This window comes from Chitinophaga varians (assembly GCF_012641275.1).
In the GTDB taxonomy this organism is placed as follows: domain Bacteria; phylum Bacteroidota; class Bacteroidia; order Chitinophagales; family Chitinophagaceae; genus Chitinophaga; species Chitinophaga varians_A.
This window is the reverse complement of sequence record NZ_JABAIA010000002.1, coordinates 1,579,568-1,602,636: the sequence shown is the minus strand read 5'-3', so window position 1 is coordinate 1,602,636 and position 23,069 is coordinate 1,579,568. Positions and strand designations below refer to the sequence as shown.

Genomic DNA, 23,069 nt, shown 5'->3' with positions numbered 1-23,069 from the left:
TACAATAATGGGAAAGGATGGGGGGAACAAATAACGGTGAGTTAAAAACAACAGATCACAAGTCCTTCTGCACTACATTCAGCGGTAAATATCCATCTTACCAGCGTGTCACCGGCTTAGCACTGGAAAATACCTGACGGTCTGACTCCAATGCTTTGATAAAAGGCAGATCGTTTTGAAGATATGCTCTGGAAGACTGTTCCAGGTAATTGTCCATCTGGAAGAATTTGGCAGCCCTGGTAGCACCCAACAGTTTGTTCATGCGCCGGAAATAACGCATCTGCAAACGGCCAAATTCAAGATCATTGTTGATCAGCTGCTTGGTCAGGCTGTTCATTTTCTTTTCATCCAGACAGGTAAACTCTTCATTGTACATCCGCAGTAAAGCGATGCGTTCCGCCAGCCATGGGCGTTTCTCATCTTCATACTCCAGAAATGCATCTGTAAAGGCCTTCTGTTCTACAGGGGAGATCTGTAGAAATTCATCGTATAAGGCCCCTCTATCCTTGCCAAAGATTTTCGTTACCAGATCCGGCTCATTGTACAAATTGGCGTCGGCAGATATGGTCGTGGCTTGGGAGAAAACTTCCAGTCCTGCCGTCAGCAGGACCATCAACAAACAAAGTGTTTTTTTCATGTTACCTGGGTTTTTAAAGTGTTATCGGCAATCACTGCCCGCCCGCCGCGAAACTTTCATTTCTCAGGTCCCTTTGTTGTAGCAAAAATGCACATCATCTTGACAAATATCCCTGTCCTCGTCTAGAGGCGACTTACTCCTTTCGCTGCGACAGCAGTAGTAATTTTTCTTTGGTAAAGGTTTTCTTGAAGATGTTCCGACTGGCCTGTCAGTACACCTGCCCTTGAGGATGGCAATCAGTTATGAAGTAGTGAGGCTATGGTTATGAAGTAACAAATAAAATATCTCAGGGTTACGAAGGTAAGTAGAATAACAATACAAAAACAAATTTATTTTTTAGGGAAAATAAAAAGGCGATAAGCCCGGTAATGCTGGACTTATCGCCTCTCTCCTACGGAGAAATGTCTAGTTGAGTGAGTGGCCGTTGGCCTTTAAAAACGCACTATGTGCCTCCTTTGTCCAAAGTTGGTAGTCATCCAAACTAATTCCCAGTTTCTCGTCTCTTACTACCTCTTTATCATCCCGGCAATCCCAGTATCCTTTGGCCAGTTCCTGTACGCTGATCAGTGTGTCCGGCGCGGTTGACTCATACTGGTCGGAATAACTCCTGTAATTTCCAATTGCCAGTTGCTGGATTTCATTCTTTACTGCTTGTACGGTTTGCTTAGCCATGGTTAAAATTTTTAGTTCGATGGCTAAAAAACAAAAATGAAGCCTCTCCTGGCCGGTAGCAGCGCTTTTAAGATTTCATTATCATAATATTTTGTTAAGGCGACATACGCAACAGCCCGCTAAAACTGGGCCGTTTTCATGTACACTTTACCCCAGTTTCCCCAGTCACTCAAGGCTTTGGACATATTCTCCATCAGCTCTTTACGGGTCACTTTCTTCCCTTTCGCCGGCTGCTTCAGGCTCTCCGGCTTCACGTCATCGACCAGCACTTTGGTGGCAAACCAGGTAATATGCTCGTGGGGCAAGGCCAGTCCCAGTATCATCCCCGGAAGCCCTGAAAAAGACTCCGGGCCGCCGGAAGTAACGATAGCATCGGTGTAAAATGCCACCACATACACGGAGTCCATGATAATGGCATTGGCCCTCCGGCAGTCAAAACCAGCGATCTTCCTGGTTTCATCCGTGATCTTCCAGCGTATGGCACGGGTGGAATCATCCTGTAGAAAAAGGCGGTCAAACACCTGCTTCTGGGCCACACTATGCTGCGCGGCCAAATCTGTATACACCACGTTCTTTTCTGCCGGCCACTCCCGCACCTGGTTGTTTTCCGGCAGCTGACGCCCGGGCTTATAATAGGTAATGTTACCACTGAACACCAGATCAAAATAAGAGGTCTTGAACTGAGGCTGCGACTTCTTCTCCAGCTCCTTCCAGCTTTGCCCCTCCCCGCTTCCCCACATTTCATCCAGCATGGCGTGTATGTTCTGTTTCTTCTCAAATTCAATACGCCCCTTGTCCAGGAAAACAGTATGCTGCGCCTGCGCACCATAGCAGCACAACGATAAAACGATATATAAAAAGATCTTTCTCATGGGATTATTTTTTTGCGATACTGCCACCGCCTACTTTGTTGAAATTCCATATCACACTGAGCATACCATAACGGCCGATCGTGGAATAGGTGTTCTGCGTAATGAAATTGCTGTTGACAGATCTGTTGAAACCGATGTTCTGGTTCAGGATATCCTTCACTGCTGCCCTGAGTTCCAGCGCTTCCTTCTTGCCAAACTTCTTCACAAGGGCGGCATTCCATTGTATCACGTTATTGTTATCGGTAAACACCGCTGTCTTCTGCCGGAAATTACACACCACATCTGATTCAATCGTGAACTGCCAGGGGAGGAAATATCTTTCCGCGGCGGTAACGTTATAGGTCCAGTAGTTGGTGCGGGTGGACTGCTGTATGGAAGAAAGACTGGTATTATATGTCGCTTCCAATGACAGGTAATGCTCATATTTCTTTTCCTTGGAGCTCATCAGATCAATACCGGTCGTACCGTTAAAAGTTTTTGTGGTGTTCAGCTGATCGTTGATATAGTTGGCATTACGATAATAACCACCTCTCAGCGTATACCCCAGGTTAACATTGAGCGGCTTGATTTTCCAGCCCATATTAAGGTTGAGGTTCGCATTCTCGTTGCCATTGATATTGATGAACTGTGTAGTTCGTTTTCCTTTATCATCGATAACAGACGACTCGCCGAAATCATTGCTGGTACCGGTATAATTCACGCTCAGCCAGAGAGAACGTTCAGAAAGCACTTTAAAATCAAAATAACTTGCGTGGAAGTTATTTCTGAACGAAGGTTTCAACGCCGCATTACCGATCTTGACATCCTGGTCGTCATCGTTGGTACGAACAGGTTGCAGCTGGTTGATGCTGGGCTGATTGGTATTCCCGTTATAGTTTATTCTCAAACGCCGCTGCTGACTAAAAGTATACGTGAAAGACGCAGCCGGGAACCAGTTCACGAAATTGCGGTCATGATTGGTATTCCGGTAAACGTCATCCTGCTGGAAAGTAGTAAACCCTACGTTGTTGGTAGCCTGTATCCGCACCTTTCTCCCGGTGTACACATACCCCAGCCCCGCCTTGTGCGTAAGCATGTTAAATACATAACTGTTACTGTAGGTACTGTCCATTACATCATATTTACCGGCATCTCCGGCATTAAAGGAGTTGCGGTACGATTTGCTGTTGGTGAGGACCAGGCCGTAATTGGCCACCAGGGAAGACAGCGTCGATATCGGTTCTGTATAGGTGATATTGCCCGACGCATTGATGTTCTCTGTTCTGAAAACCTTGCGTTGATCTGTGAGATAGGAAGAATCCACTCCACCGCTCTTTTTGAAATACTCTGTGAAGGAATGCAGCACACCGTCACCATCGCTGAGGGTATAGTTCTCCGCCACATTTACCGACAGCGTACGGCCTTTTTTCTTCAGTTTCTTACGCCACAACAGGTTGCTGTTCAGCTGACGGATATCGTCCGCAACTGAAAGCTGGCGGTTGTTGCGGTTGACCAGCGAACTGTCACCATCCAGGAATTCAGAGTAGAAGTTACTGTTCGTTTTTTTATGATCTATCCCACCGTTCATGTCCAGCCGGAGGGAGGAAGAAGAATCCAGCTGTATTTCATAACGGCCGTCTATGCGGTTACGCATCACGTTATTGTTGAAGTTCTCCCGCTGGTTTCTGTAACTGACGGTGTTATTCGGCAGGATGTTTTTGGTGGTGGTAGTACTATTGCCGTCCATGTAGAGTTTCATGAACTTATAGTTGCCACCGATATTCTGCTTGTCCTGGTTCCATTTATTATTGAAATGAAGCCCACCCGTTTGTACCAGTGGGTAACCTTTACCACTATACTGGCCGTCCCATCCTGAAAACTCGTCGTTATTCCCGCTGATGACAATAAAATCGCCCCCCTCCATATTGACATTGTCTGCCATGCTTTGCCCGTATTTGTCTGACTCCTGCCAGTTCAGGCCGGTTTTCCCGGTATTAGAAACGATGCCATAGGCGGCTACTTTCATTTTCTTTTTGAACACGTTCAGCATGACCTGGTTGTCATGAAACCCGTTGGTGCCGGCACCCAGTTCCACCTTCCCGAAATAGCCGTTTTTCTTGTCTTCTTTTAGTTTGAGGTTGAGCGTTTTGCTGGCCTGGCCATCATCCACACCGGTGAAAGCTGCCTGTTCGCTTTTTTTATCGTACAGCTGTACTTTGTCCACCATGTCCGCACGCAGGTTTTTTGTCACGAGGGTAGGGTCGTCACCGAAAAACTCCTCCCCGTCCACCAGCACCTTTTTGACCTTCTCTCCCTGGGCGGTGATCTGTCCTTTGTTGTCCACCTGGATACCGGGCAGTTTTTTCAGGAGATCTTCCACGCTGGCATTGGGTTGCGTCTGATAGCTGCCGGCATTAAATTCCGTCGTGTCGCCTTTCATTTTGATGGCGGCGACCTTTTGCTGTATCACGACTTCCTGCAGAAGGCGCGACCGCAGGGTCATCATAATATTATCATAACGGAGCACACTGGTATCAGATAACGTGACCGGCTCAACGTAATCCGCGAATGCCGGATAAGTGATCATCAACAGGTACTTGCCCGCCTGCAGGTTGTCGAACGCAAACCCGCCGCTTTCATTGGCACGGACATACTTGTAAAGGACAGAATCTTTGGCGTGCAGAAGCGCTACGACAGTGTTGGGAAGTTTAACATGGTTTAACGTATCAGAAACCTGACCACTGATTCTCGCATGCTGTGCGTGGCTGATACTGTAAACGGTCAAACAAAAGATGAATGACAATAGTTTTTTCATTTGTGGGCGACTACAGGGTTGTTTGGTAAGATGCTTAGGGAACCAAATTCCATAATAAATTTTGAATTAAATATCGGGGAGATGATAAACATCTGTTAAATATAAGTCTACTTATCATGTAGGAAAACGTGATTATATGTTAGCTGCCGATTTAAACACAAATCGCTGCTGCAAAGCTGCAGCAGCGGAAAACAAATTATCATGCTTCCCAGGGCTGAAGCCCTGGGCTACGTTTAGATCAGGCCTCCAGTGCTGACAGGCGCCTTATCAGGAAACATTACTGTGCAAAGCTGACAAGGCACCTTATACAAAAAAAACTACAGCACACAGCTGACAGACACCGTATACTAAGAAACATTGCAGCACATAAACGAAAACAAAACGTAGCCCAGGGCTTCAGCTCTGGGATCCCGGAAAAAAATTTGTATTTTAAGCAGCATGGAAGCATCAAAATTAAGAAGCAGCCAGTGGTTTGCCCGTGATGGCAAAGATGGCTTTATATACCGCGCCTGGCTAAAAAAACAGGGCATTCCGGCGCATGAGCTGGAAGGCAAGCCGGTGATCGGCATTTGCAACACCTGGTCGGAGCTGACGCCCTGCAACTCTCATTTCCGGGAGCTGGCCGAATCTGTCAAACGGGGGGTTATTGAAGCGGGGGGTTACCCGCTGGAATTTCCGGTGATGTCACTGGGAGAAACGCTGATCAAGCCGACGGCGATGCTGTACCGCAACCTGGTCAGCATGGACGTGGAGGAATCTGTCCGTGCCAATCCGCTGGATGGCGTGGTATTGCTTTGCGGCTGCGACAAAACCACGCCGGCGCTGGTTATGGGCGCCTGCAGCGTAGATCTGCCCACCATTGTGGTTTCCGGAGGGTCCATGCTCACGGGAAGGCATATGGGAAGAAGCATCGGCACCAGCGATATATGGCGGTTCAGCGAGGAGCTGCGCTCCGGTAAAATGACCAGTGAAGAGCTGGCGATGGCCGAAGCGGGCATGTGCCGCAGCGATGGCCACTGTGCTGTTATGGGCACCGCCTCTACGATGGCCTGTATGGTAGAAGCATTGGGCCTGTCGTTGCCACAGAATGCCGCCATTCCTGCCCCCGATGCGGCACGTAAGGTATTGGCCCATCTGTCGGGCATGGAGATCGTCAGGATGGTGCGGGAAGACCGCCGCCTGTCGCAGATACTTACCCGGGAGGCTTTTGAGAACGCTATTATGGTCAATGCGGCCATTGGCGGGTCCACCAATTTTGTGGTGCATCTGCTGGCCATTGCCGGACGTATAGGCGTAGACGTATCGCTGGCGGACATAGACACCTGGTCGGCTGATATACCGCTGCTGGCCAACCTGCAGCCGTCAGGGATGTATTTCATGGAGGACCTGTATTACGCCGGCGGCCTGCCGGCGGTGATGAACGCGCTCCTCTCCCGTCTGCACAAAGACTGCCTCACGGCCAACGGCAGAACGGTGGGCGACAACTACCGTCATGCCGCGGCTTACAACCCCGAAGTCATCACCACGCTGGAAGCGCCGTTCAATAATATATCCGGCATCGTGGTACTGAAAGGGAATATCTGTGAGGAAGGCGCGGTGATCAAACCTTCGGCGGCCACACCGCGGCTTATGCGGCATACCGGTCCGGCCATCGTGTTTGAAGACATCGACGACTATAAACGCCGTATCGACGATCCCGCGCTCGATGTGGACGAAAACAGTGTATTGGTGCTGAAAAACGTAGGCCCCAAAGGTTATCCGGGCATGCCGGAAGTAGGCAACATGGGATTGCCGGCCAAACTGCTGGCCAAAGGGATTACCGATATGGTCCGGATCTCCGACGGCCGTATGAGCGGCACCGGCTTCGGCACGGTGGTATTGCATGTATCTCCTGAAGCTGCTGCCGGCGGCACGCTGGCCATCCTACGCGATGGAGATGTCATCACGCTGGATGTGGCCAACCGGAGCCTTCATGCAGACCTGTCGCAGGAAGAGATTGCCCGGCGCAAGGCCGCATGGCAACCGGCGCATCCGGTGGCCAACAGAGGCTATGTACAGTTATACCAGCAACATGTGGAACAGGCGCACCTGGGCGCCGACCTCGATTTCCTAAAAGGCGGTTCCGGCAGTCAGGTGACCCGGGACTCGCACTAAAAAACATATTCCCGTTATGACAACACCATCCAAAGTAGCTATCGTGACCGGCGCCGGACAGGGCATCGGCTTCGAGATCTGCCGGCAGCTGGCGGCTAATGGCGTCGCCGTTATTCTCAACGACATGGACGCCTCGCTGGCCGCAGCAGCAGCCAATACCATCACTTCAGAAAACGGCCGGTGCATTGCCTTCCCCGGCGATGCCAGTGATATCAGCTTTATTCAGAAAATGGTACATGCCGCGGTGGTACAGTATGGCGGCCTCGATATCGTCATCGCCAATGCAGGCATCACGCTGTTCGGCGACTTCTTTACCTATACGCCGGAAGCCTTCAGCCGGGTGATGCAGGTGAACCTGGCCGGTACCTTCTTCCTGGCTCAGGCGGCGGCCAACCAGATGAAAAAACAACAACGAGGCGGCGCTATCCTCTTCACCTCATCAGTGACGGGCCACCAGGCGCACAAAGACCTCGCCGCCTATGGTATGAGCAAGGCCGCGCTGGAAATGCTTGCCAAAAACCTGGTGATTGAATTATCTCCCTATAAAATAACAGTAAATACCATAGCGCCAGGCGCTACGCTCACGGAAAGGACAATGTCAGAACCGGGCTACGCCGACACCTGGTCAAAACTTACGCCCATGGGCCGCGCCGCCTCCACAGCAGACATTGCGCAGGCTGCACTGTTCCTGGTATCAGAACAGGCACGGCATATCACCGGACAAAGCCTGGTGATCGACGGCGGCTGGACCAGTACCAGCCCACAACCCTGATTCAATTACGAATTACGAATGACGAATTACGAATTAAGGACTTCCTTATAGAGCGGTTACTGAGTAACCTTTCCATACAAGAACCCTTAATTCGTAATTCGTCATTCGTAATTCGTAATTAACTCCATCAGTTCCTCTGCTGAGAGACGGCCGGACTGGTCGCTGCCTTCCAGCAGGCGATCGGCGAGGTCACGTTTGCTGTTATGCAGCTCGATGATTTTTTCTTCGATGGTATGTTGCGCTACCAGCCGGTAGATAGTGACCGGCCTTGTTTGCCCGATGCGGTGTGCCCTGTCGGAAGCCTGTTCCTCGATGGCGGGGTTCCACCATGGGTCGAGGTGTACCACATAGTCTGCGGCGGTGAGGTTCAGCCCTACCCCGCCGGCTTTGAGGCTTATCAGAAACAGCTGTCCCTTGCCGGCCTGGAAATCACGCACCAGCTGCTCCCGCTGTGGTATGGGCGTAGACCCGTCGAGATACAGGCAGGTAATGCCCCGTTGTACCAGCGCGTCTTTTACCAGCTCCAGGTGACGCACAAACTGGCTGAACACCAGTGCGCGGTGATTGTTGGAAATAAGCTCCTGTGCTATCTCCAGGAAGACATTCAGTTTGGAAGAAGTGATACTGCTTTCGCCGTCCACCAGCTGCGGATGGCAGGCAGACATACGCAGGCGGCTGATCTCCGCAAGCGCCTTCATCTGCCGGCGGCCCAGGTTTTCTTCCGGCACGGCCAGGTTCTCTACCGCCTTGCGGCGTATCGCCTCGTAAAACGACATCTCTTCATAAGACAGCTCCACCAACCGGGTGATCTCCGTTTTAGGCGGCAGCTCTTCCAGTACGGCCGTTTTGGTGCGCCGCAGTAAAAAAGGCGCCAGCAACCGCTTCAGGTGCTGCTTTACCGTGCTCTCCGGATTACGCACGCTGGGGAACACAAACTGTTCATTGAAATGATCGAGCGTTCCCAGCAAACCGGGGTTCAGGAAATTAAAGAGGTTCCATATTTCGCCCATATGGTTTTGTATAGGCGTGCCTGTTAGCATCAGACGGAAATCCGCCTGCAATGCCATGGCTGCTTTAGATGTTTTGGTCTGATAGTTTTTGATGGTATGGGCTTCGTCCAGCACGGCGGTGCTCCAATGTACGCCGGCAAACAGCTGTGCTTCCTGCTGTAAGATGCCATAGGTGGCCACCACCACGTCGAAGGCGCCCACACCCTTCAGTTGCGCCGCACGCTTGCCCGGTTGCAGCTGGATGATATTCAGCGAAGGGGCGAAACGGGCCATTTCATTGACCCAGTTGGGCAATACGGAAGCGGGACAGATCACCAGCGCCGGTCCTTCCTCTGCACGGTGCAGCAATAACGCTATCGCCTGTACGGTTTTGCCAAGGCCCATATCATCTGCCAGACAGGCGCCTGCTCCCCATGCGGCCAGGTGGGCCATCCAGCGGAAACCCTCTTCCTGGTAGGGACGTAAGCTGGTCTGCAGGGTCACCGGCACCTCAGGGTGCAGGTCCATGGCCGAGTCACGTTTACGGATAAACGCCGCCCAGGCTTCGTCGACCTCCGCCTGACCGGCTTCCTGCAACCAGTCGTCCAACAAGGAAGCAGCGTAGCGGGGAATACCCAGCCCGTGCGGGCCGGATATGGCGATGCTCGCCAGTTCGTTGAGCCGTTTGCGTAAGTCGGCCGTCAGTGACAGGAATTCGCCGTTGTCCAACGCAAGGAAACGTTTCTTAATAATACGTTTGGTGTCCAGCAGCTCCCGGAAAGTCAATACGAGGTTTTCATCCACCCTTACTTCGGCATTGCAGAGGAACCAGTGCCCTTTTTCCTTCAGCGACAATGCGACGTGGGAGAAATTGACCTGGTCTTTTACCTGGTAACGTTCTCCTTCCGGCCATTCCGCACGCACCAGTTCGGGATGGGCGCGTATCAGGTCCAGCAGTTCGAGGCAGTCTGCCGGGTCTTCAAATACCAGCGTATCGGCCACCAGCTCCTGCGGCACAATCTGTTGTATCAGTTCCAGCAGCCGTGTTTCGTTGGTTTTCTCCAACTCCAGCTGGCGGTTGGCCTGCCAGCGTTCCCCGTTGCTGATGCCGATGATATGCGCCGCGCCGGCGCCAGGCTTGCAATAAGGCGGGTCCAGCGTGAACGGCTTCACAAACAGCCCCGCTTTGATACCGGCGCCGAAAGGCAGCAGCTGTATCACAATGCGGGCATCTCCGTCACGCTTGCGGATATTGATGGAGCCGTCGGCTAGTTCGGAATGCACCGTGAGGTGGGCACCGATGCTTTTCAGCACCTGCATCAGCTTCTCCCGCCCTTCTGCCGGCACTACCGGCACCTGCGACAGTGTTTGCAACACTTTACGCTGCTGCGGGGTAAGACGGATAACTTTTAACCGGACAGGCGTTTCTTTAACAAACACCAGCTCACTGGAATAATCATCGATATTGGCTGTAAACGTATAATCCTTACCGTTATAGTTTACCATCAGTTCCGGTATGCCTTTTACAATCTCCACGGGTATGGCCGGGTTTTCATCCAGGAAAAGCAGAGGGTGCCCTGCCAGTTCCTCCCATACACGGTTATCGAAAGAAAAGGCTTCTCCGTCGTGGTTATAGTAATGGTCCTTTTGAATGGTGGTGCTGATGCGCTGGTCCTGATCGGTCATGGCTTCCGCTTTGCCGTCTTTCAGTTTTTTCAGCGGCACGCTGCGGCCACTGCTCCAGGTGCCGTCGCCATTGGCTGTTTGCACCACAGGTTGCAGTTTATAGTGATTAAAATCCACCAGGTAGATCAACCGGTGTACCGGTGCGGGTTTGGACTTACCGGCAGCATCTTCCGGGACGAGCAGCGTGTTGAGCAACCGCTCCCAGTCGGCGGTGATCTTCATCTGCGACAATACCGGCCCGTACCGCACTACAGCGCCGGCGGCCGTAAAGGCAGGCGCATAACCGGCATAGCCTGCATCACGGAAGAGGTATAAATATTCGTAGGTGAGTAACCGGTAGTGATGCTCCATACCGCGGCGCAGCAATACGTCCGCCTGCACGCGGAAAGTGATCAGCAGCTTGCTGCGCGGATGCAGCAGCTGCAGCGCGATCACCGACAGGTAACTGAGCAGCGGCTGTTCGTTTCGCTCCAGTAACAAGAGCAGCAGGTTCTCTGCTTTTTCCTTTCTGCCGGTATGCAGGTACAGCAGGCAGATAGCGGGCGTAACGGCCGGGAAAATTTTCCGTTCATAGGCGGCCAGTAATTTCTGGACCACGGCGTTGCTCTTCTCTCCCGGCAGCAGCGTCAATGTCAGCGCATAATAAAATGCAAACAGCGGAGAAACCGGCAGCGTGTTCTTTTTGTCGTACTGCCGTTGCCGTTTGATGCCTTTATCGAAGGCCGTCAGCGCGGCGGCAGGCTGTCCCTGGTACAAGGTGACCAGGGCTTTGCCAAACAATTCATCGGCGGTGGTATCACCGAAGGCGGTATGCAGATCGCCCTGCAATAACTGCAGCTCCGGAAACTGGCTGCCACTGCGTTGTTGCAGGGCCAACAGCTCGTCCATTGGCGGCAGTTGCAGCAGATGAAATTTCACCGCGAAGGCGAAGATGCTGTCTGTCGCTGTTTCGGAGAACAGCTGCAACAGCCCTTCGTAGGCGGGAAAAAACAACAGGTAGGACAACCACGGCTGGTATTCAGAGAGCTCCAGTTCCATTCGCCGGATAGGCGGCGACAGCAGATAGCGGTCACCCGTGAACCATGCCACCAGCAACTGCTGCAGGTCCTGCAACCGGGCGTTGACAGAATAAAACGCATGAATGGCGCGGCCGGTACGGTCCACTACCGGCTGATATTCCGGCCGCACAATATTGGCAGGCAACAGCTGAAAACTCAATGCGGGCGGCAGGTTATAATGCCCGTTCACGTTCATCTGCAACAGCTCCTGCTCCCGCAGGTCGAGCAGCATGTCTTCCAGCTCCGGGCGGGAGAAAGGCATGAGCAGTTGCACCGCGTCAAACAGGGTATGTTTGTCTAACGGGTAAAGATATATGGAGAGCACGTCCATTACCAGCCTTACAGCGTCTGACTGGGATTGGTACCGTTGCAAATACCAGGCTTCATTGATCATACCGTCAAATGTAGCGCATTTCAGGAAATGACGGAGACGCCTTTGGCGTTGAGCTGTGCTGCTGTGGTGGCGGGCAGTTGCCGGTCGGTGATAAGATGATGGAAGAGGGTGAGCGGCGCGTATTTCAGGTAGCTGTCCTTCCCTATTTTGCCGGAATCGCACAACAGGTACACGGTGTCTGCCTGTGCTGCCATGGCTTTGCTGACAGACGCTTCTTTTTCACTGAAGGCCGTGAGCCCGTTTTTCAGCGACAGTCCGTCAGTGCCGATGAAGGCTTTGGCGGCATGATAGCTGTCGATATGCTGCAATGCCCGTTGGCCGTGCATGGCCTTCCGTTCTTTGTCGATCTCGCCACCGATGAGGTTCACCGTTACCTGGTCACAATCCATCAAAGCCGCCACCACCGGCAGGGAATTGGTGATCACCCGCAGCGGTCCTGTTTTGCGCAGGTGCTGGCACATGGCAAATACCGTGCTGCCGCAGTCGAGGAAAATGGTATCTCCCGGTTTCACCTGCGCGGCCGCCAGCTTACCGATATGCTGCTTACGCTCCTGTCCTACGCCGGCTTTGTCTGCAAAAGCGGTAAATGAATGCAGCGCCGGCGCTTTCATGGCGCCGCCGTGGGTGCGTACCAGCAGCCCTTCCTCTGACAGCTGCTGCAGGTCACGCCGGATAGTGATCGCTGAAATGCCCAGTGCGTCCGCTATTTCCTGTACATCCCGGTTATCATGCTGGTCCAGCAGTTTTAATATTTTTTGCTTTCGCTCAGGAAATCCCATTTTTTTATCTAATTTTGATCAAAATAATCAAATTCGATCAAATATAATCATTTTTATGACACCCAAAGCAAAAATCATTGACACAACAGTCCTGTCTGACAACTGGTACACGCTGAAAAAAGTCACCTATGAGTATCTGAAAAGAAACGGCGCTCTGGAAATACAGTCCCGCGAAGCGTACGACCGTGGCAATGGCGCGGTGATCTTATTGTACAACAAGGCACAGCAGACCGTCATCCTCACCCGCCAGTTCCGCATGCCCACTTTTATCAATGGCAACGCTGATGGTATGCTGATAGAAGCCTGCGCCGGCCTGCTGGACAAAAGCAATCCGGAAGAGTGTATCCGCCGGGAAGCGGAAGAAGAAACCGGCTACCGTATTACGGATGTTAAGAAGATATTTGAAGCTTATATGTCGCCGGGGTCTGTGACGGAGATACTGTATTTTTTTGTGGCAGCCTATGACAGCTCCATGAAGATAAACGATGGTGGTGGACTGGAACATGAACAGGAAGAAATTGAGGTATTGGAAATCCCCTTCCGTGAAGCGCTGCAAATGATGTCAGACGGCCGTATCCGCGATGGTAAAACGATCATGCTGTTGCAATATGCGCAATTACATCAGTTGCTCTGAGTTTTCTTATCTTTAGGATGCCGGCATCAAACGGCCCGTTCCATGCAATACCAGACCATCCCGCCCTCGGCCAGGTTTCGCGGCATAGTGCGATTTTATTGGGCACTGGAGAGTGATCAGCCTTACACGCATCATTCCCTGGCTGATATGTGCCCGGAACTGTTGTTCCACTATCATGGGGTATTTGATGAATTGCTGTCCAACGGCAAGCGGGACGCTTCATTCTCTGCCGGCGTCCACGGGCAAAGCCAATCTACCCGTAAATTCCATATTGACAGCGGATTTGGCATATTCGGCGTATATCTTTATCCGCAGGCTATTCCGCTGCTTTTTAACATCCCGACCAGTGAACTGACCAACCAGATGCCTGATCTCAGCACTTTGCTGGCCGGCACCGGCAGGCAACTGGAAGAAAAAATCGCGCTGGCGGTTAATCATCAACAACGGATTGATATCCTGGAAGACTTCCTGGAGCAAAGGCTCACCAAACAGGACAATGTGCAGCCGCCTGTATTCCAGGCTATCCGGACCATCATCGAAACACAGGGCATGCTGTCAGTCAAACAACTGGCGCAGGACCACTACCTGTCCACCCGCCAGTTCGAAAGACAGTTCCGGCAATATGCAGGCTTTACGCCGAAAATGTTTTCCCGTATCGCCCGCTTTCATGCGGCCATCCGGCTATATGGCCCCAATGCGCCGTCCCTCACGCAGATAGCGCTGGATTGCGGCTACTACGACCAGTCGCATTTCATTCATGATTTCAGGGAGTTCTCCGGAGAGCACCCGAAAGCCTTCTTTTCCGGCAGTTCCGGCGCCACCGCCTGGATGGATTAAAATGTCGCGTTTTTCCAATTTTCACAACACGGCTGAAACTAGCTTCGCAGTATTGTTTCACTGTTAATAACTACTGTTATGAAGATTCCGGCAGGGCATCAGAGCGTGATGCCATATCTTATGATCAAAGACGCCAACGGGTTCCTGGCCTTTACACAAGCGGTATTTCAGGCACAACTGAACCATCTCAGTCTGCATGACGACCAACAGGTGCGGCACGCAGAACTGGTGATCGGTGACAGCACCATCATGGTCGGTGGTTCACGGGACCAATGGAAACCAGCGCCGGGCCAGCTGTTCATCTACGTGGAAGATGCGGACGCCAGCTACCAGGCCGCACTCGACCACGGCGCCACCACCGTTATGGAGCTCAGCGACCAGTCCTATGGCAGGACCTGTGGCGTGAAAGATCCATATGACATTACCTGGTGGATCACCTCGATACAATAACGGTCTAGGCTAAACGCTTTCCGAGGGCGGTCACTTTTTGAAGACCTTTTTCCTTTCCACCGGGCTTCATGAATTTAATAGGGGCTATGTAAGTAGTCCCCTTTATTTTGATGCCACAGAAACGCAGTACCATGCTGCGGAAAGCGCGGATGCCGGTGGACTGGTAATACAACGTATGGAACCATACCGGCGTGTCCATGGTGCAGATGAGGCGGGACGTTTTACCTTTCAGTTTTTTGTTTATCAGCATACTGTTTTCACGATAGCTGAAAGCAAATCCTGGCAGGAAAAGACGGTCAAAGAACCCTTTCATCAGTGCGGGCAGAGATCCCCACCACACCGGAAAGATCCACACAATATGCTCCGCGGCTTCAATTTTTCCCCAGGCGTCCAGCAGGTCAGGTTCCAGCTCCATCCGTTTGCGGTAGCCATAGCGCAGGTTGGGGTCAAACTGCAACGAACCGAGATGAATTTCCGTCACGTCTGCGCCGGATTGCAGCGCGCCGGTTTTATAGGCTTCCTGTAGTTGGGTGTTGTAGCTTTCGCGGTCAGGGTGACCATTAACGATCAATATCTTTTTCATGCCTGCAAAACTACCTGTAGCGCAGCAGGCGGCACTGAACAAATGTTAATTTTTTCGCAGGCGGCTCAGGTGCTGTGGCGTAATGCCCAGGTAGGAAGCGAGGTATTGTAACGGCACCTGTTGTATCATGCGCGGATGCCGGCGCACCATTTCCTCATAACGTTCTTTGGCCGTGTATTGCTGAAAAGAACGGATACGCTGTTCCATCATCACAAATTCCTGTTCCCCGAAAGTGCGGCCGGTATTGGCCCAGCGGATATTGTGTTCGTACAGGCGGTACAGGTCGTCGCGATCCACCATCTGCAGTTCACAATCCGTGATGGCCTGTATGTTCTCAAAAGCCGGCTGGCCGGTAATGAGACTGGAATAGGCCGTCACCAGCTGTCCTTCGAACATGATACAGTCCGTAATTTCTTCTCCGTTGTCCTTTACATAAAAAGAGCGCAGGATGCCTTTGCTGAGAAAGGCCAGTTGCCGGCATACGTTTCCTTCCCGGATAAAATAATCCTGCTTTTCGAGTTGTGTGGTTTTCATGACCTGGTCAAGTTCGTCCAGATCGGCCTCTGTTAATTGTGAATGACGGAATATATTCAGCATGCGCAAAGTTCCGTCTTTTTTGGGTGATAAAGAAGGTCACTTCTCCAGGGCTGCTTTGCGCAGCTGTTGCAGGCATTTGTATTTCTGGTTGTCGGCCGTATGTTTATTTTTCCAGCCCATCTTTTGCGCCAGCAGCGTGATAGGCTGCTGATAAAAAAAGAGCGCTTTCAAAATTCGTTTGCAGTTGTCCGTTATACTTGCCAGCCATCCCTGTACCCTTGCGGTGGCGGGTGGCTCGGGGAAGAGGTCGGGCATGCCTGCTTCTTCCGGAAGCGCTGTTCCGGGAAGCAGCAGGCGGTCATCGCGCAGGCGTTTGCACCAGCAGTTACGGGCGATAGCGTAGAGGTATGTTTTGAGTGAGGCCGTGAGCAAGAAATCAGGGGCCTGTATTTTCTGTACCAGTACCAGCATCACTTCCTGAAAAATATCTTCGGCGTCAGCAGCGTGACCGTTGTGCTGTTGCACGTAGGCCGCTACCATGGGGAAATATTGCCGGTAGATGACCGCTGTTGCATGGCGGTCGCCTGATTTCAGTTGTATAATGAGTTCCTGATCTGTAAAGGTTGTCATAAAAACGATTTAATCAACCAGTTGATACCATAAAGCGGGATTGATCACCCGATATTTTCAACTTTTTTTTGATGGCGGCCCTCGTGCGCCAGCAGCCATTCTTTACGCCAGATACCGCCGCCGTAGCCTGTCAGGTCGCCATTGCCGGCCACGATGCGGTGACAGGGCACGATAATGGAGATGCGGTTCATGCCGTTGGCGTGCCCTACTGCGCGCACGGCGTGGGGGCGCTGCAGCAGCATGGCCTGCTGTTTATAGCTCCGTACATCGCCGTAAGGCACCTCCAGCAGCAGCTGCCATACCGCCTGTTGAAAATCTGTTCCCGGCATGTGCAGCGGTACGGAGAAATGATGCAGCTGCCCCGCGAAGTAGGCGTCCAGCTCCTGTTGCAGCAAAACAAAATGTGGATGGTCTTCTTCCGCCACCGTTGCCTTCAGCAGCCTGCGGAGGGAAGCCCATTGCGCATCCAGGATTTTACGTTCGGTGAATTCCAGCAGACAGACGCCTTCGGCCGTAGCGCCGGCAATCATGACGCCCAACGGTGTTTGCACCTGTGTTTTGTATATGATGTTATTACTTTCGGTCATAGTTGTTATATCGGTCAATTTACCGATAATTTGAGATATCGGGCATTTAGCCGATGTCTCAACGTACAAAAAGCCCTCCGCCTGTCGTGCAGCGGAGGGCGGGTCCACGATATGGATGTGCTATTCCGCTTTTATCGCATAGGCTTTACCGTAAGTCAGTTTTCGCCATATCCATTCTACCGGGCCAAAGCGGAAATGGTCCATCCACCAGGAACTGACGGCGAGTTGGCCTCCCAGTACCAGCAGCCAGATGAGCAGGTACACGGGAGGGCTGGCATATGCATACAGTCCGCCGCCAAAACTGTAATAGATCCAGATACAGGTAACAGATTGCAGGAGATAGTTAGTGGCCGCCATGCGCCCGGCGGCCTGGAAAGGCCGCAACCACCGCTGCCATTGAGCCCGTTGCAGCAGCCGGGTGAGGGTGGCGATATAAAATATACCAATAAGAGGGGCCGCGATGTAAGTGTTTATCATCATACTGTTGCCACCCAATGGCGTATTGGGACCAGCCTGTCCCAGCAGCGCGAAACAAGCTACCAGGGGCCAGCCAATCCATGCCGTCCAGGTCTGTACCTTCCGGATAAACACTTCATGTGCCTCCGGCTGCCGGAAGATGCCCCTTTTGCCGGCATAGGCGCCCAGCAGGAACATGGCCAGCATCATCGGCGTTTCCATCAGGTAACCCATTCGGGCCGTCAGCAGGTCGGCAGCATTCTGCTCCCATATCTGCCGGAGCGTGCCGGAACGGTATACCTCGATAGCCTTATAACCCGCATCACTATACGAAAGGCCGGCTTTGTAAAAATCCGGTCCGATAAGCGTGCCTGTCGCCACATATAATACCACCGGTACTATCAGCAGGCCCCCAGCCCATTTCAGCAAGGCAGGCGGGGGCATCTTCCTGAAGAAAAGCAACAGCACGCCCAGCACGCTGTAAAAACAGAGCACATCGCCGAACCAGATCAGGTGAGCGTGTATACAGCCGATCACCAGCAGTACCAGCAGGCGGCGCAGGAACAGCCGTACCGGCGGCAGCCCTTTCCTTTCCGCACTTTGCAGGAAAAGTATAAACCCGAGGCCAAACAGGAAAGAGAACATGGACACAAACTTGCCTTCACCGAAAAAGCTGATCAGCTGCACCACTATTTTGCCGGTGGTACCGGGCCACCAGTCAGAAGGAGCCATATAAAGGGCCGGGAAAGCGAAAAGGCCCATGTTCACCAGCAGGATGCCACCCAATGCCACGCCCCTGATAGCGTCCAGCGCGTCTATACGGCGGGTGGCAGGTAGCGGAAGGGTGGATACGGACGACTGCATAAATAAGCTTGTTTTATTTGATGCAGCAAAATTGGGGTACCGGTGCCAGTCGCCGTTTGATATATGTCAAATAATTATCCCTTTGCCCGGATGCGGCTCAGGGTCTCGAGGGTAATGCCCAGATAGGACGCAATATGGCTCAACTGCACCTTCCGCACTATTTCCGGGTAACGTTCCAATAATTGCCCGTAGCGTTCTTTGGCCGTAGCGAACTGCAAACTGGCCAGCCGTTCCTCCAGCCAGATGGCATAGGCTTCCATGCTCAGTGTCCATACTTTTTCCAGTACCGGGAACTGTGTCCGTAACAGCGTGAGCTTCTCTACAGACACCACTTCCACCAGGCTGTCTTCCAGCACTTCAAATGACTCCGGGCTGGGCGTCAGGCGGGTAGCGCTTTCCAGCGACATCACCACATCGTTGGCAAAACAAAATGAGGTGGTGACCTCCCGGCCGTCTTTCAGGTAGAACCCTCTGACAGCGCCGGACAACAGGGTATAACAATAACGGCAGATCTGCCCCTGTTCCAGCAGCAGGTCCCCTTTTCTGAACATTTTTTCCTGCGCCGCTTCATAGTAGGCATTGCGCAGGGCCTCGTCCTGAAAGGCGGTGGTCAACAGTTCTTCAATAACGGCTTCCTGGTATTTCATGGCGGCAAGGTACACAATGATCCAAAGATCCGTTCTGACAGGTGCATGATCAGACTGATAAAAAATTCCCAATTTTCATTTTCGCTTCATCTTGCCCTTCTACTTTTGATTCCAGACAATCATTCAAATACCTGAAAAACCGTTTATTATGAAATCAACAGTATTGTTCCTCGCAGCATTCACCTTTTCCGGAGCAGTTTTTGCGCAACAGGCCACCGTTAAGACCAGTGGGAGTATGACTACGGGGGTGCAACCCGGCAACGTACAAACGACGGCCGGCGGCAGCGCGAATGCGACCGTGTCCGGACCGGCAGTCAACAGCGCCGGTATGAGCAACAGCCAGGCGGCAACAGCAGAAGCGTCTGCCCGGCAGGCCATACAGGCCGGTGCCCATGTAACTGAAGCAACGGCCGGCGTACAAACGGCGGCACAGCAAACATTAAATGCAGGCAGCATCGGTGCGCAATCAGGCATACAAGCCGCAGGGCAACAAACACTGAAAGCCGGAAGCGGTGCTGTCAACGCCCAGGCCAATATACACGCGGCGGCCCGGCAGGCGGTAAAAGTGGTTGCACCGGTACGGATGAACACAAAAATATCCGGAGGCGCACGCCTGGGCATATTGTAATTTCAAAAGAAAAAGCAGAATTTTGCCGGCAACACAACGGCAAAATTCTGCCTTCATCCTGTTCATATGGTAAGACGGTTCATATTGGCATCCCTGCTCATGTCTGCGATGACATGGCTGCAGCCTCAAAAAGGCTATGGATATGGACATGTTAGTACCGCTGACCATATGGACCCTTTAACAGACAGTATTCCGCCGGCCCGTACGCCGGCAGATAAACCTGTCGAAAAACCAGCTGACGCATCGGTCCTTCCGGAAGTAAAGCTCCCGGAAATAAAAGAAGTGCCTAAATCCAGGCGCGGCATCAAACCGATGGCTATTCCTTCTCCATTGCCAGTCCAACCAATCAGGATCATTAAACCAAAAATCATTATCCGAAAGCTTATCTGACGGGTTAAAAATATTGATATTGTCATGAGATATGCACTAATACTGACCCTTCTGGCGGGGCTGTGCCATACGTCTGTGCAGGCGCAAACAGATACCGCACGCGTACCGGCAGATACGGCACAGACAGAAGCGCCGAAAAAAACAACGTTTACACTTGGGGCGCTCTACGCCAACAATGCCAACTACTACGGGCAAACGGCTGCCACTCCCCTGCCCTATGTGGCCGCCAGTGGTGTTTTGCAGTTTCCGTTCGGCCTCTACTTCAGCGGAACAGCCTACCGGTTGCTGCATGACTCAGCCAATACAGTATCTGCCACCAGCGCCACTGCCGGGTTCAACTTCCCGATAGGGAAGAAGTTAACCGCCACAATAGCCTACAGTCATACCTTTTACCCGGGGTCTTCCCAGTTTCTGCAGGCCGCAAACCCGGACAACGCTTCGGCTGAACTGAAATACCGGTATTGGATGACGACCGGCATCCAGGCAGATTACGCATTCGGTAAACAGGAAGACCTGTTTATAACGTTTAACACCGAAAAACAAATCACGCTGGGCAGCATCATGAAAAACAAAGACGTTATCACGTTGACGCCGGCACTGGACATAGTGGCCGGTACGCAACGCTTTTATCAGTCCTACGTACAGGAAAAATATCTCCAGCTCAGTAAAATGGGACTACCGCTCCCCCTGCTGCCCGGCGTACCGGTCGGCCGGCAAACAGTCACCGAAGAAGCTTCCCGGTTTGACCTGCTGTCCTACAACCTCAAAGTGCCGCTGGCCTACAACCGCGCGCACTACATGGTAGAAGTGGAATACCAGCTGTCCCTCCTGAGTGATAAAGCTCTCACAGGCGCCGGCGAAACTCACTCATTTGTGAATTGCAGTTTTTACTATCAGTTCTGATATGAAGGTGTTAATCATCGAAGACGAAAAATCCATCGCCACGGAAATGGAGGCCTTTCTGAAAAAGGCATATCACTGTGACCTTGTGGCATCCGCCAGCCAGGCACTTGTCCGGCTGGAAGACAATACCTACGATTTTGTATTGCTGGACCTCGGACTGCCGGACATGGACGGGCTACAGCTGCTGCAACGCGCACGAAAATTATGCCCGGAAGCAGCCTATATCATTCTCACTGCCCGCGGACAACTGGAAGACCGCATCAAAGGCCTGGACCTCGGGGCAGATGACTATCTCCCTAAACCTTTTTCCCTGCTGGAACTGCAATCCCGCATGCAGGCCATTTCCCGGAGAAAGTATGGGTTGCAGGACGTGCTGGTGCCGCTCGGCGACTTTAATGTGGACCTGCAAAAAAGAAATGTGTATTTCGAACAAACGGAGATCCCCCTCTCCCGTAAAGAATTTGACCTGCTGAGTTACATGCTGTTGCATAAAAACAGACCATTATCACGCATGCAGCTCAGTGACCATATATGGGGCGATCTCGCAGATGATGAATATGATTCTAACTATATTGATGTCCACATCAGGAACATCCGGCGGAAATTGTCGTCCTATGCAACAGTAGACTGGCTACAAACCATCCGGCATGTAGGCTATAAAATAAAAATCTGAGCGTGAAACTCTTTACCAAACTGACACTATTTATTACACTGTCAAAAATGGCGGTAGCATTGCTGTTCGTGCTGTTGCTGCCGGTATTGGTAGAAGATATCGCACATCAGTACAATGATTATTATCTGCGCGAACAGAAGAAAAAGGTGCTGCAGGTAATACAACAAAACGGCATCGACGCCTACCTCCAGGGGGAAGATACCTACGGCAGTTATACCATGCTCAAGGAAGAGTACATCTCTCTGGAACCTGCCGGCAAAACCATCCTGCCAGACACCATCGCCACCCTGCAACGGGTAGTGGAAGGGGACACCCTGAGCTATCGCGTCCTTAGCCACATCCTGCAAGCCAATCACCGGGCCTTTCTTTTGGAAGTAGGCAGAAAAACCACCACCATCAACCAATATAACCGCCCACTACAACGGATGGCGCTCTACGTGCTCGGTGGGCTCATTATCATCACCATCCTCATCGACCTTGTATTTACACGGCTGTTACTAAAACCACTGGGAGGCATTATCCAGACACGGCTGCTTCACCGGCGCTTCCCGTTCAAGGCACAGGCGCCACCCGTAAAGACGTCTACAGCAGACTTTCAGTATCTCGACAACTCCCTCGTGGAACTGATGAACAAAATCAATGAAGCCTTTGAAAAAGAACGGGAGTTTACTTCCAACGCATCTCATGAACTGATGACGCCCATCAGCATCCTGCAAAGCAAAATGGAAAACCTCCTGGTAGAAAGGGAATCAGACGAAGCACTGCTGCATACCATACAGGGCATGATGAAAACCCTGAAGCGCCTGAAGAAAATTGTTCATTCCCTGCTGCTGATTTCACGCATAGAAAACGATCAGTTTCCTAAAAACGAGGCTTTCTCTCCCTGCCTGCTGGTAACAGAGGTCATGGAGGAGCTGGTCCATCGCCTGGAAGAGAAAAACCTCCGTTTTTCCATGCACCTCTCTTCACAAACCGTCCTGCACCATCTCAATCACGACCTGATCTTTCAGTTAGTGTACAACCTGTTGCAGAATGCCATCAAGTACAACCGGGAAAACGGCAGCATCACGGTAACGGAAGAAATCCACCCCGACCATTATCTGCTGATCATCAGTGATACAGGTATTGGTATTTCCTCCCCGGAAGTAGATACCATCTTCCATCGTTTCCGGAAAGTACAACGGGACACGACAGAAGGCTATGGGCTCGGCCTGGCGATCGCTCATACCATTGCGCAGTACCACCATATACAGATTAGCGTGGACACCGCTGTAGGCCAGGGAAGTACCTTTACCCTGCGCTTTCCGCTGTGACCGGACCCGTATAGCAACTATCGCCCGATAAGATTATTATCCATAGCGTAAAAATCATTTTTATCTCCTGGAAAATATATTTTGGTTTGTAACACAAACTATATTTATATTTGATTTAAAGTTGATGACT

General features: G+C 51.9%; 22 protein-coding genes. 10 read left to right on the top strand and 12 right to left on the bottom strand.

Translation table 11 applies throughout. From position 1 onward, the window contains the following. Positions 1-97: 97 nt before the first annotated feature. The 4 genes from HGH92_RS21135 to HGH92_RS21120 form a co-directional block, all read right to left on the bottom strand. Positions 98-637 carry a hypothetical protein gene (locus tag HGH92_RS21135; protein WP_168872734.1) on the bottom strand — a complete coding sequence of 180 codons (540 nt, stop codon included), beginning with the start codon at positions 635-637 and terminating at the stop codon, positions 98-100. A 405-nt stretch (positions 638-1,042) separates the two neighbouring features. Next, complete coding sequence (locus tag HGH92_RS21130) at positions 1,043-1,309, bottom strand: hypothetical protein (RefSeq protein WP_168872733.1); 267 nt, start codon at positions 1,307-1,309, stop codon at positions 1,043-1,045. Between the two features lie 119 nt (positions 1,310-1,428). After that, positions 1,429-2,181: a GLPGLI family protein gene (locus HGH92_RS21125; RefSeq protein WP_168872732.1), complete on the bottom strand. Its 753-nt coding sequence runs from the start codon at positions 2,179-2,181 to the stop codon at positions 1,429-1,431. Positions 2,182-2,185: 4 nt separating this feature from the next. Further along, entirely contained in the window at positions 2,186-4,975 is a 2,790-nt protein-coding gene (locus tag HGH92_RS21120) for a TonB-dependent receptor (RefSeq protein ID WP_168872731.1), read from the bottom strand. 438 nt (positions 4,976-5,413) lie between these two features. On the opposite strand from HGH92_RS21120, the gene HGH92_RS21115 reads away from it, so the two are divergent. Next, positions 5,414-7,129 (top strand): IlvD/Edd family dehydratase, encoded by a 1,716-nt coding sequence (locus tag HGH92_RS21115; RefSeq protein WP_168872730.1) that lies wholly within the window; start codon positions 5,414-5,416, stop codon positions 7,127-7,129. 16 nt (positions 7,130-7,145) lie between these two features. After that, a complete protein-coding gene (locus HGH92_RS21110) occupies positions 7,146-7,901 on the top strand; it encodes an SDR family NAD(P)-dependent oxidoreductase (protein ID WP_168872729.1) in 756 nt (251 codons plus the stop codon). 101 nt (positions 7,902-8,002) lie between these two features. On the opposite strand, the gene HGH92_RS21105 is transcribed toward HGH92_RS21110, so the two are convergent. Together HGH92_RS21105 and HGH92_RS21100 are read right to left on the bottom strand one after the other, a co-directional pair. Continuing rightward, the gene (locus HGH92_RS21105; protein WP_168872728.1) at positions 8,003-12,028 is read right to left on the bottom strand and encodes a DEAD/DEAH box helicase; all 4,026 of its coding nucleotides are present in this window, start codon (positions 12,026-12,028) and stop codon (positions 8,003-8,005) included. A gap of 20 nt (positions 12,029-12,048) precedes the next feature. Next, positions 12,049-12,807 (bottom strand): DeoR/GlpR family DNA-binding transcription regulator, encoded by a 759-nt coding sequence (locus HGH92_RS21100; protein WP_168872727.1) that lies wholly within the window; start codon positions 12,805-12,807, stop codon positions 12,049-12,051. A gap of 55 nt (positions 12,808-12,862) precedes the next feature. On the opposite strand from HGH92_RS21100, the gene nudK reads away from it, so the two are divergent. The 3 genes from nudK (at position 12,863) to HGH92_RS21085 (ending at position 14,728) form a co-directional block, all read left to right on the top strand. Further along, on the top strand, positions 12,863-13,441 hold the full coding sequence (gene nudK, locus HGH92_RS21095; protein ID WP_168872726.1) for a GDP-mannose pyrophosphatase NudK: 579 nt from the start codon (positions 12,863-12,865) through the stop codon (positions 13,439-13,441). A 42-nt stretch (positions 13,442-13,483) separates the two neighbouring features. Further along, positions 13,484-14,278: a helix-turn-helix domain-containing protein gene (locus HGH92_RS21090; RefSeq protein ID WP_168872725.1), complete on the top strand. Its 795-nt coding sequence runs from the start codon at positions 13,484-13,486 to the stop codon at positions 14,276-14,278. Positions 14,279-14,356: 78 nt separating this feature from the next. Continuing rightward, a complete protein-coding gene (locus tag HGH92_RS21085) occupies positions 14,357-14,728 on the top strand; it encodes a VOC family protein (protein WP_168872724.1) in 372 nt (123 codons plus the stop codon). Positions 14,729-14,732: 4 nt separating this feature from the next. Here HGH92_RS21085 and HGH92_RS21080 read toward each other — a convergent pair whose 3' ends face one another. The 6 genes from HGH92_RS21080 to HGH92_RS21055 form a co-directional block, all read right to left on the bottom strand. Further along, positions 14,733-15,311 (bottom strand): NAD(P)H-dependent oxidoreductase, encoded by a 579-nt coding sequence (locus HGH92_RS21080; RefSeq protein WP_168872723.1) that lies wholly within the window; start codon positions 15,309-15,311, stop codon positions 14,733-14,735. A 45-nt stretch (positions 15,312-15,356) separates the two neighbouring features. Next, on the bottom strand, positions 15,357-15,908 hold the full coding sequence (locus HGH92_RS21075) for a Crp/Fnr family transcriptional regulator (RefSeq protein ID WP_168872722.1): 552 nt from the start codon (positions 15,906-15,908) through the stop codon (positions 15,357-15,359). A gap of 36 nt (positions 15,909-15,944) precedes the next feature. Beyond that, positions 15,945-16,478: an RNA polymerase sigma factor gene (locus HGH92_RS21070; protein WP_168872721.1), complete on the bottom strand. Its 534-nt coding sequence runs from the start codon at positions 16,476-16,478 to the stop codon at positions 15,945-15,947. A gap of 44 nt (positions 16,479-16,522) precedes the next feature. After that, the gene (locus HGH92_RS21065; protein WP_168872720.1) at positions 16,523-17,065 is read right to left on the bottom strand and encodes a methylated-DNA--[protein]-cysteine S-methyltransferase; all 543 of its coding nucleotides are present in this window, start codon (positions 17,063-17,065) and stop codon (positions 16,523-16,525) included. A gap of 120 nt (positions 17,066-17,185) precedes the next feature. Next, positions 17,186-18,385 (bottom strand): DUF418 domain-containing protein, encoded by a 1,200-nt coding sequence (locus HGH92_RS21060; protein WP_168872719.1) that lies wholly within the window; start codon positions 18,383-18,385, stop codon positions 17,186-17,188. Between the two features lie 74 nt (positions 18,386-18,459). Beyond that, positions 18,460-19,032, bottom strand: a complete 573-nt coding sequence (locus HGH92_RS21055) for a Crp/Fnr family transcriptional regulator (protein ID WP_168872718.1) — start codon at positions 19,030-19,032, stop codon at positions 18,460-18,462. A gap of 148 nt (positions 19,033-19,180) precedes the next feature. Between HGH92_RS21055 and HGH92_RS21050 the strand changes: the two genes are divergently transcribed. From HGH92_RS21050 to HGH92_RS34205, 5 genes are all read left to right on the top strand, one after another. Continuing rightward, a complete protein-coding gene (locus tag HGH92_RS21050; protein ID WP_168872717.1) occupies positions 19,181-19,660 on the top strand; it encodes a hypothetical protein in 480 nt (159 codons plus the stop codon). Positions 19,661-19,726: 66 nt separating this feature from the next. Beyond that, positions 19,727-20,050, top strand: coding sequence for a hypothetical protein (locus tag HGH92_RS21045; RefSeq protein ID WP_168872716.1), 324 nt, complete (start codon positions 19,727-19,729; stop codon positions 20,048-20,050). Positions 20,051-20,074: 24 nt separating this feature from the next. Further along, positions 20,075-20,953: a hypothetical protein gene (locus tag HGH92_RS21040; protein ID WP_168872715.1), complete on the top strand. Its 879-nt coding sequence runs from the start codon at positions 20,075-20,077 to the stop codon at positions 20,951-20,953. 1 nt (position 20,954) lies between these two features. Beyond that, the gene (locus HGH92_RS21035; protein WP_168872714.1) at positions 20,955-21,626 is read left to right on the top strand and encodes a response regulator transcription factor; all 672 of its coding nucleotides are present in this window, start codon (positions 20,955-20,957) and stop codon (positions 21,624-21,626) included. Between the two features lie 2 nt (positions 21,627-21,628). Next, positions 21,629-22,939, top strand: a complete 1,311-nt coding sequence (locus tag HGH92_RS34205) for a sensor histidine kinase (protein WP_168872713.1) — start codon at positions 21,629-21,631, stop codon at positions 22,937-22,939. Positions 22,940-23,069: the final 130 nt, after the last annotated feature.

Excerpts from the sequence above, each read along its gene's own strand:
- HGH92_RS21105 (WP_168872728.1), bottom strand. The coding sequence starts at position 12,028 with ATGATCAATGAAGCCTGGTATTTGCAACGGTACCAATCCCAGTCAGAC.
- HGH92_RS21035 (WP_168872714.1), top strand. The coding sequence starts at position 20,955 with ATGAAGGTGTTAATCATCGAAGACGAAAAATCCATCGCCACGGAAATG.
- HGH92_RS21090 (WP_168872725.1), top strand. The coding sequence starts at position 13,484 with ATGCAATACCAGACCATCCCGCCCTCGGCCAGGTTTCGCGGCATAGTG.
- HGH92_RS21135 (WP_168872734.1), bottom strand. The coding sequence starts at position 637 with ATGAAAAAAACACTTTGTTTGTTGATGGTCCTGCTGACGGCAGGACTG.
- HGH92_RS21085 (WP_168872724.1), top strand. The coding sequence starts at position 14,357 with ATGAAGATTCCGGCAGGGCATCAGAGCGTGATGCCATATCTTATGATC.
- nudK (WP_168872726.1), top strand. The coding sequence starts at position 12,863 with ATGACACCCAAAGCAAAAATCATTGACACAACAGTCCTGTCTGACAAC.
- HGH92_RS21065 (WP_168872720.1), bottom strand. The coding sequence starts at position 17,065 with ATGACCGAAAGTAATAACATCATATACAAAACACAGGTGCAAACACCG.
- HGH92_RS21120 (WP_168872731.1), bottom strand. The coding sequence starts at position 4,975 with ATGAAAAAACTATTGTCATTCATCTTTTGTTTGACCGTTTACAGTATC.
- HGH92_RS21060 (WP_168872719.1), bottom strand. The coding sequence starts at position 18,385 with ATGCAGTCGTCCGTATCCACCCTTCCGCTACCTGCCACCCGCCGTATA.
- HGH92_RS21100 (WP_168872727.1), bottom strand. The coding sequence starts at position 12,807 with ATGGGATTTCCTGAGCGAAAGCAAAAAATATTAAAACTGCTGGACCAG.
- HGH92_RS21110 (WP_168872729.1), top strand. The coding sequence starts at position 7,146 with ATGACAACACCATCCAAAGTAGCTATCGTGACCGGCGCCGGACAGGGC.
- HGH92_RS21070 (WP_168872721.1), bottom strand. The coding sequence starts at position 16,478 with ATGACAACCTTTACAGATCAGGAACTCATTATACAACTGAAATCAGGC.
- HGH92_RS21055 (WP_168872718.1), bottom strand. The coding sequence starts at position 19,032 with ATGAAATACCAGGAAGCCGTTATTGAAGAACTGTTGACCACCGCCTTT.
- HGH92_RS21075 (WP_168872722.1), bottom strand. The coding sequence starts at position 15,908 with ATGCTGAATATATTCCGTCATTCACAATTAACAGAGGCCGATCTGGAC.
- HGH92_RS21125 (WP_168872732.1), bottom strand. The coding sequence starts at position 2,181 with ATGAGAAAGATCTTTTTATATATCGTTTTATCGTTGTGCTGCTATGGT.
- HGH92_RS21115 (WP_168872730.1), top strand. The coding sequence starts at position 5,414 with ATGGAAGCATCAAAATTAAGAAGCAGCCAGTGGTTTGCCCGTGATGGC.
- HGH92_RS21130 (WP_168872733.1), bottom strand. The coding sequence starts at position 1,309 with ATGGCTAAGCAAACCGTACAAGCAGTAAAGAATGAAATCCAGCAACTG.
- HGH92_RS21040 (WP_168872715.1), top strand. The coding sequence starts at position 20,075 with ATGAGATATGCACTAATACTGACCCTTCTGGCGGGGCTGTGCCATACG.
- HGH92_RS21045 (WP_168872716.1), top strand. The coding sequence starts at position 19,727 with ATGGTAAGACGGTTCATATTGGCATCCCTGCTCATGTCTGCGATGACA.
- HGH92_RS21050 (WP_168872717.1), top strand. The coding sequence starts at position 19,181 with ATGAAATCAACAGTATTGTTCCTCGCAGCATTCACCTTTTCCGGAGCA.
- HGH92_RS21080 (WP_168872723.1), bottom strand. The coding sequence starts at position 15,311 with ATGAAAAAGATATTGATCGTTAATGGTCACCCTGACCGCGAAAGCTAC.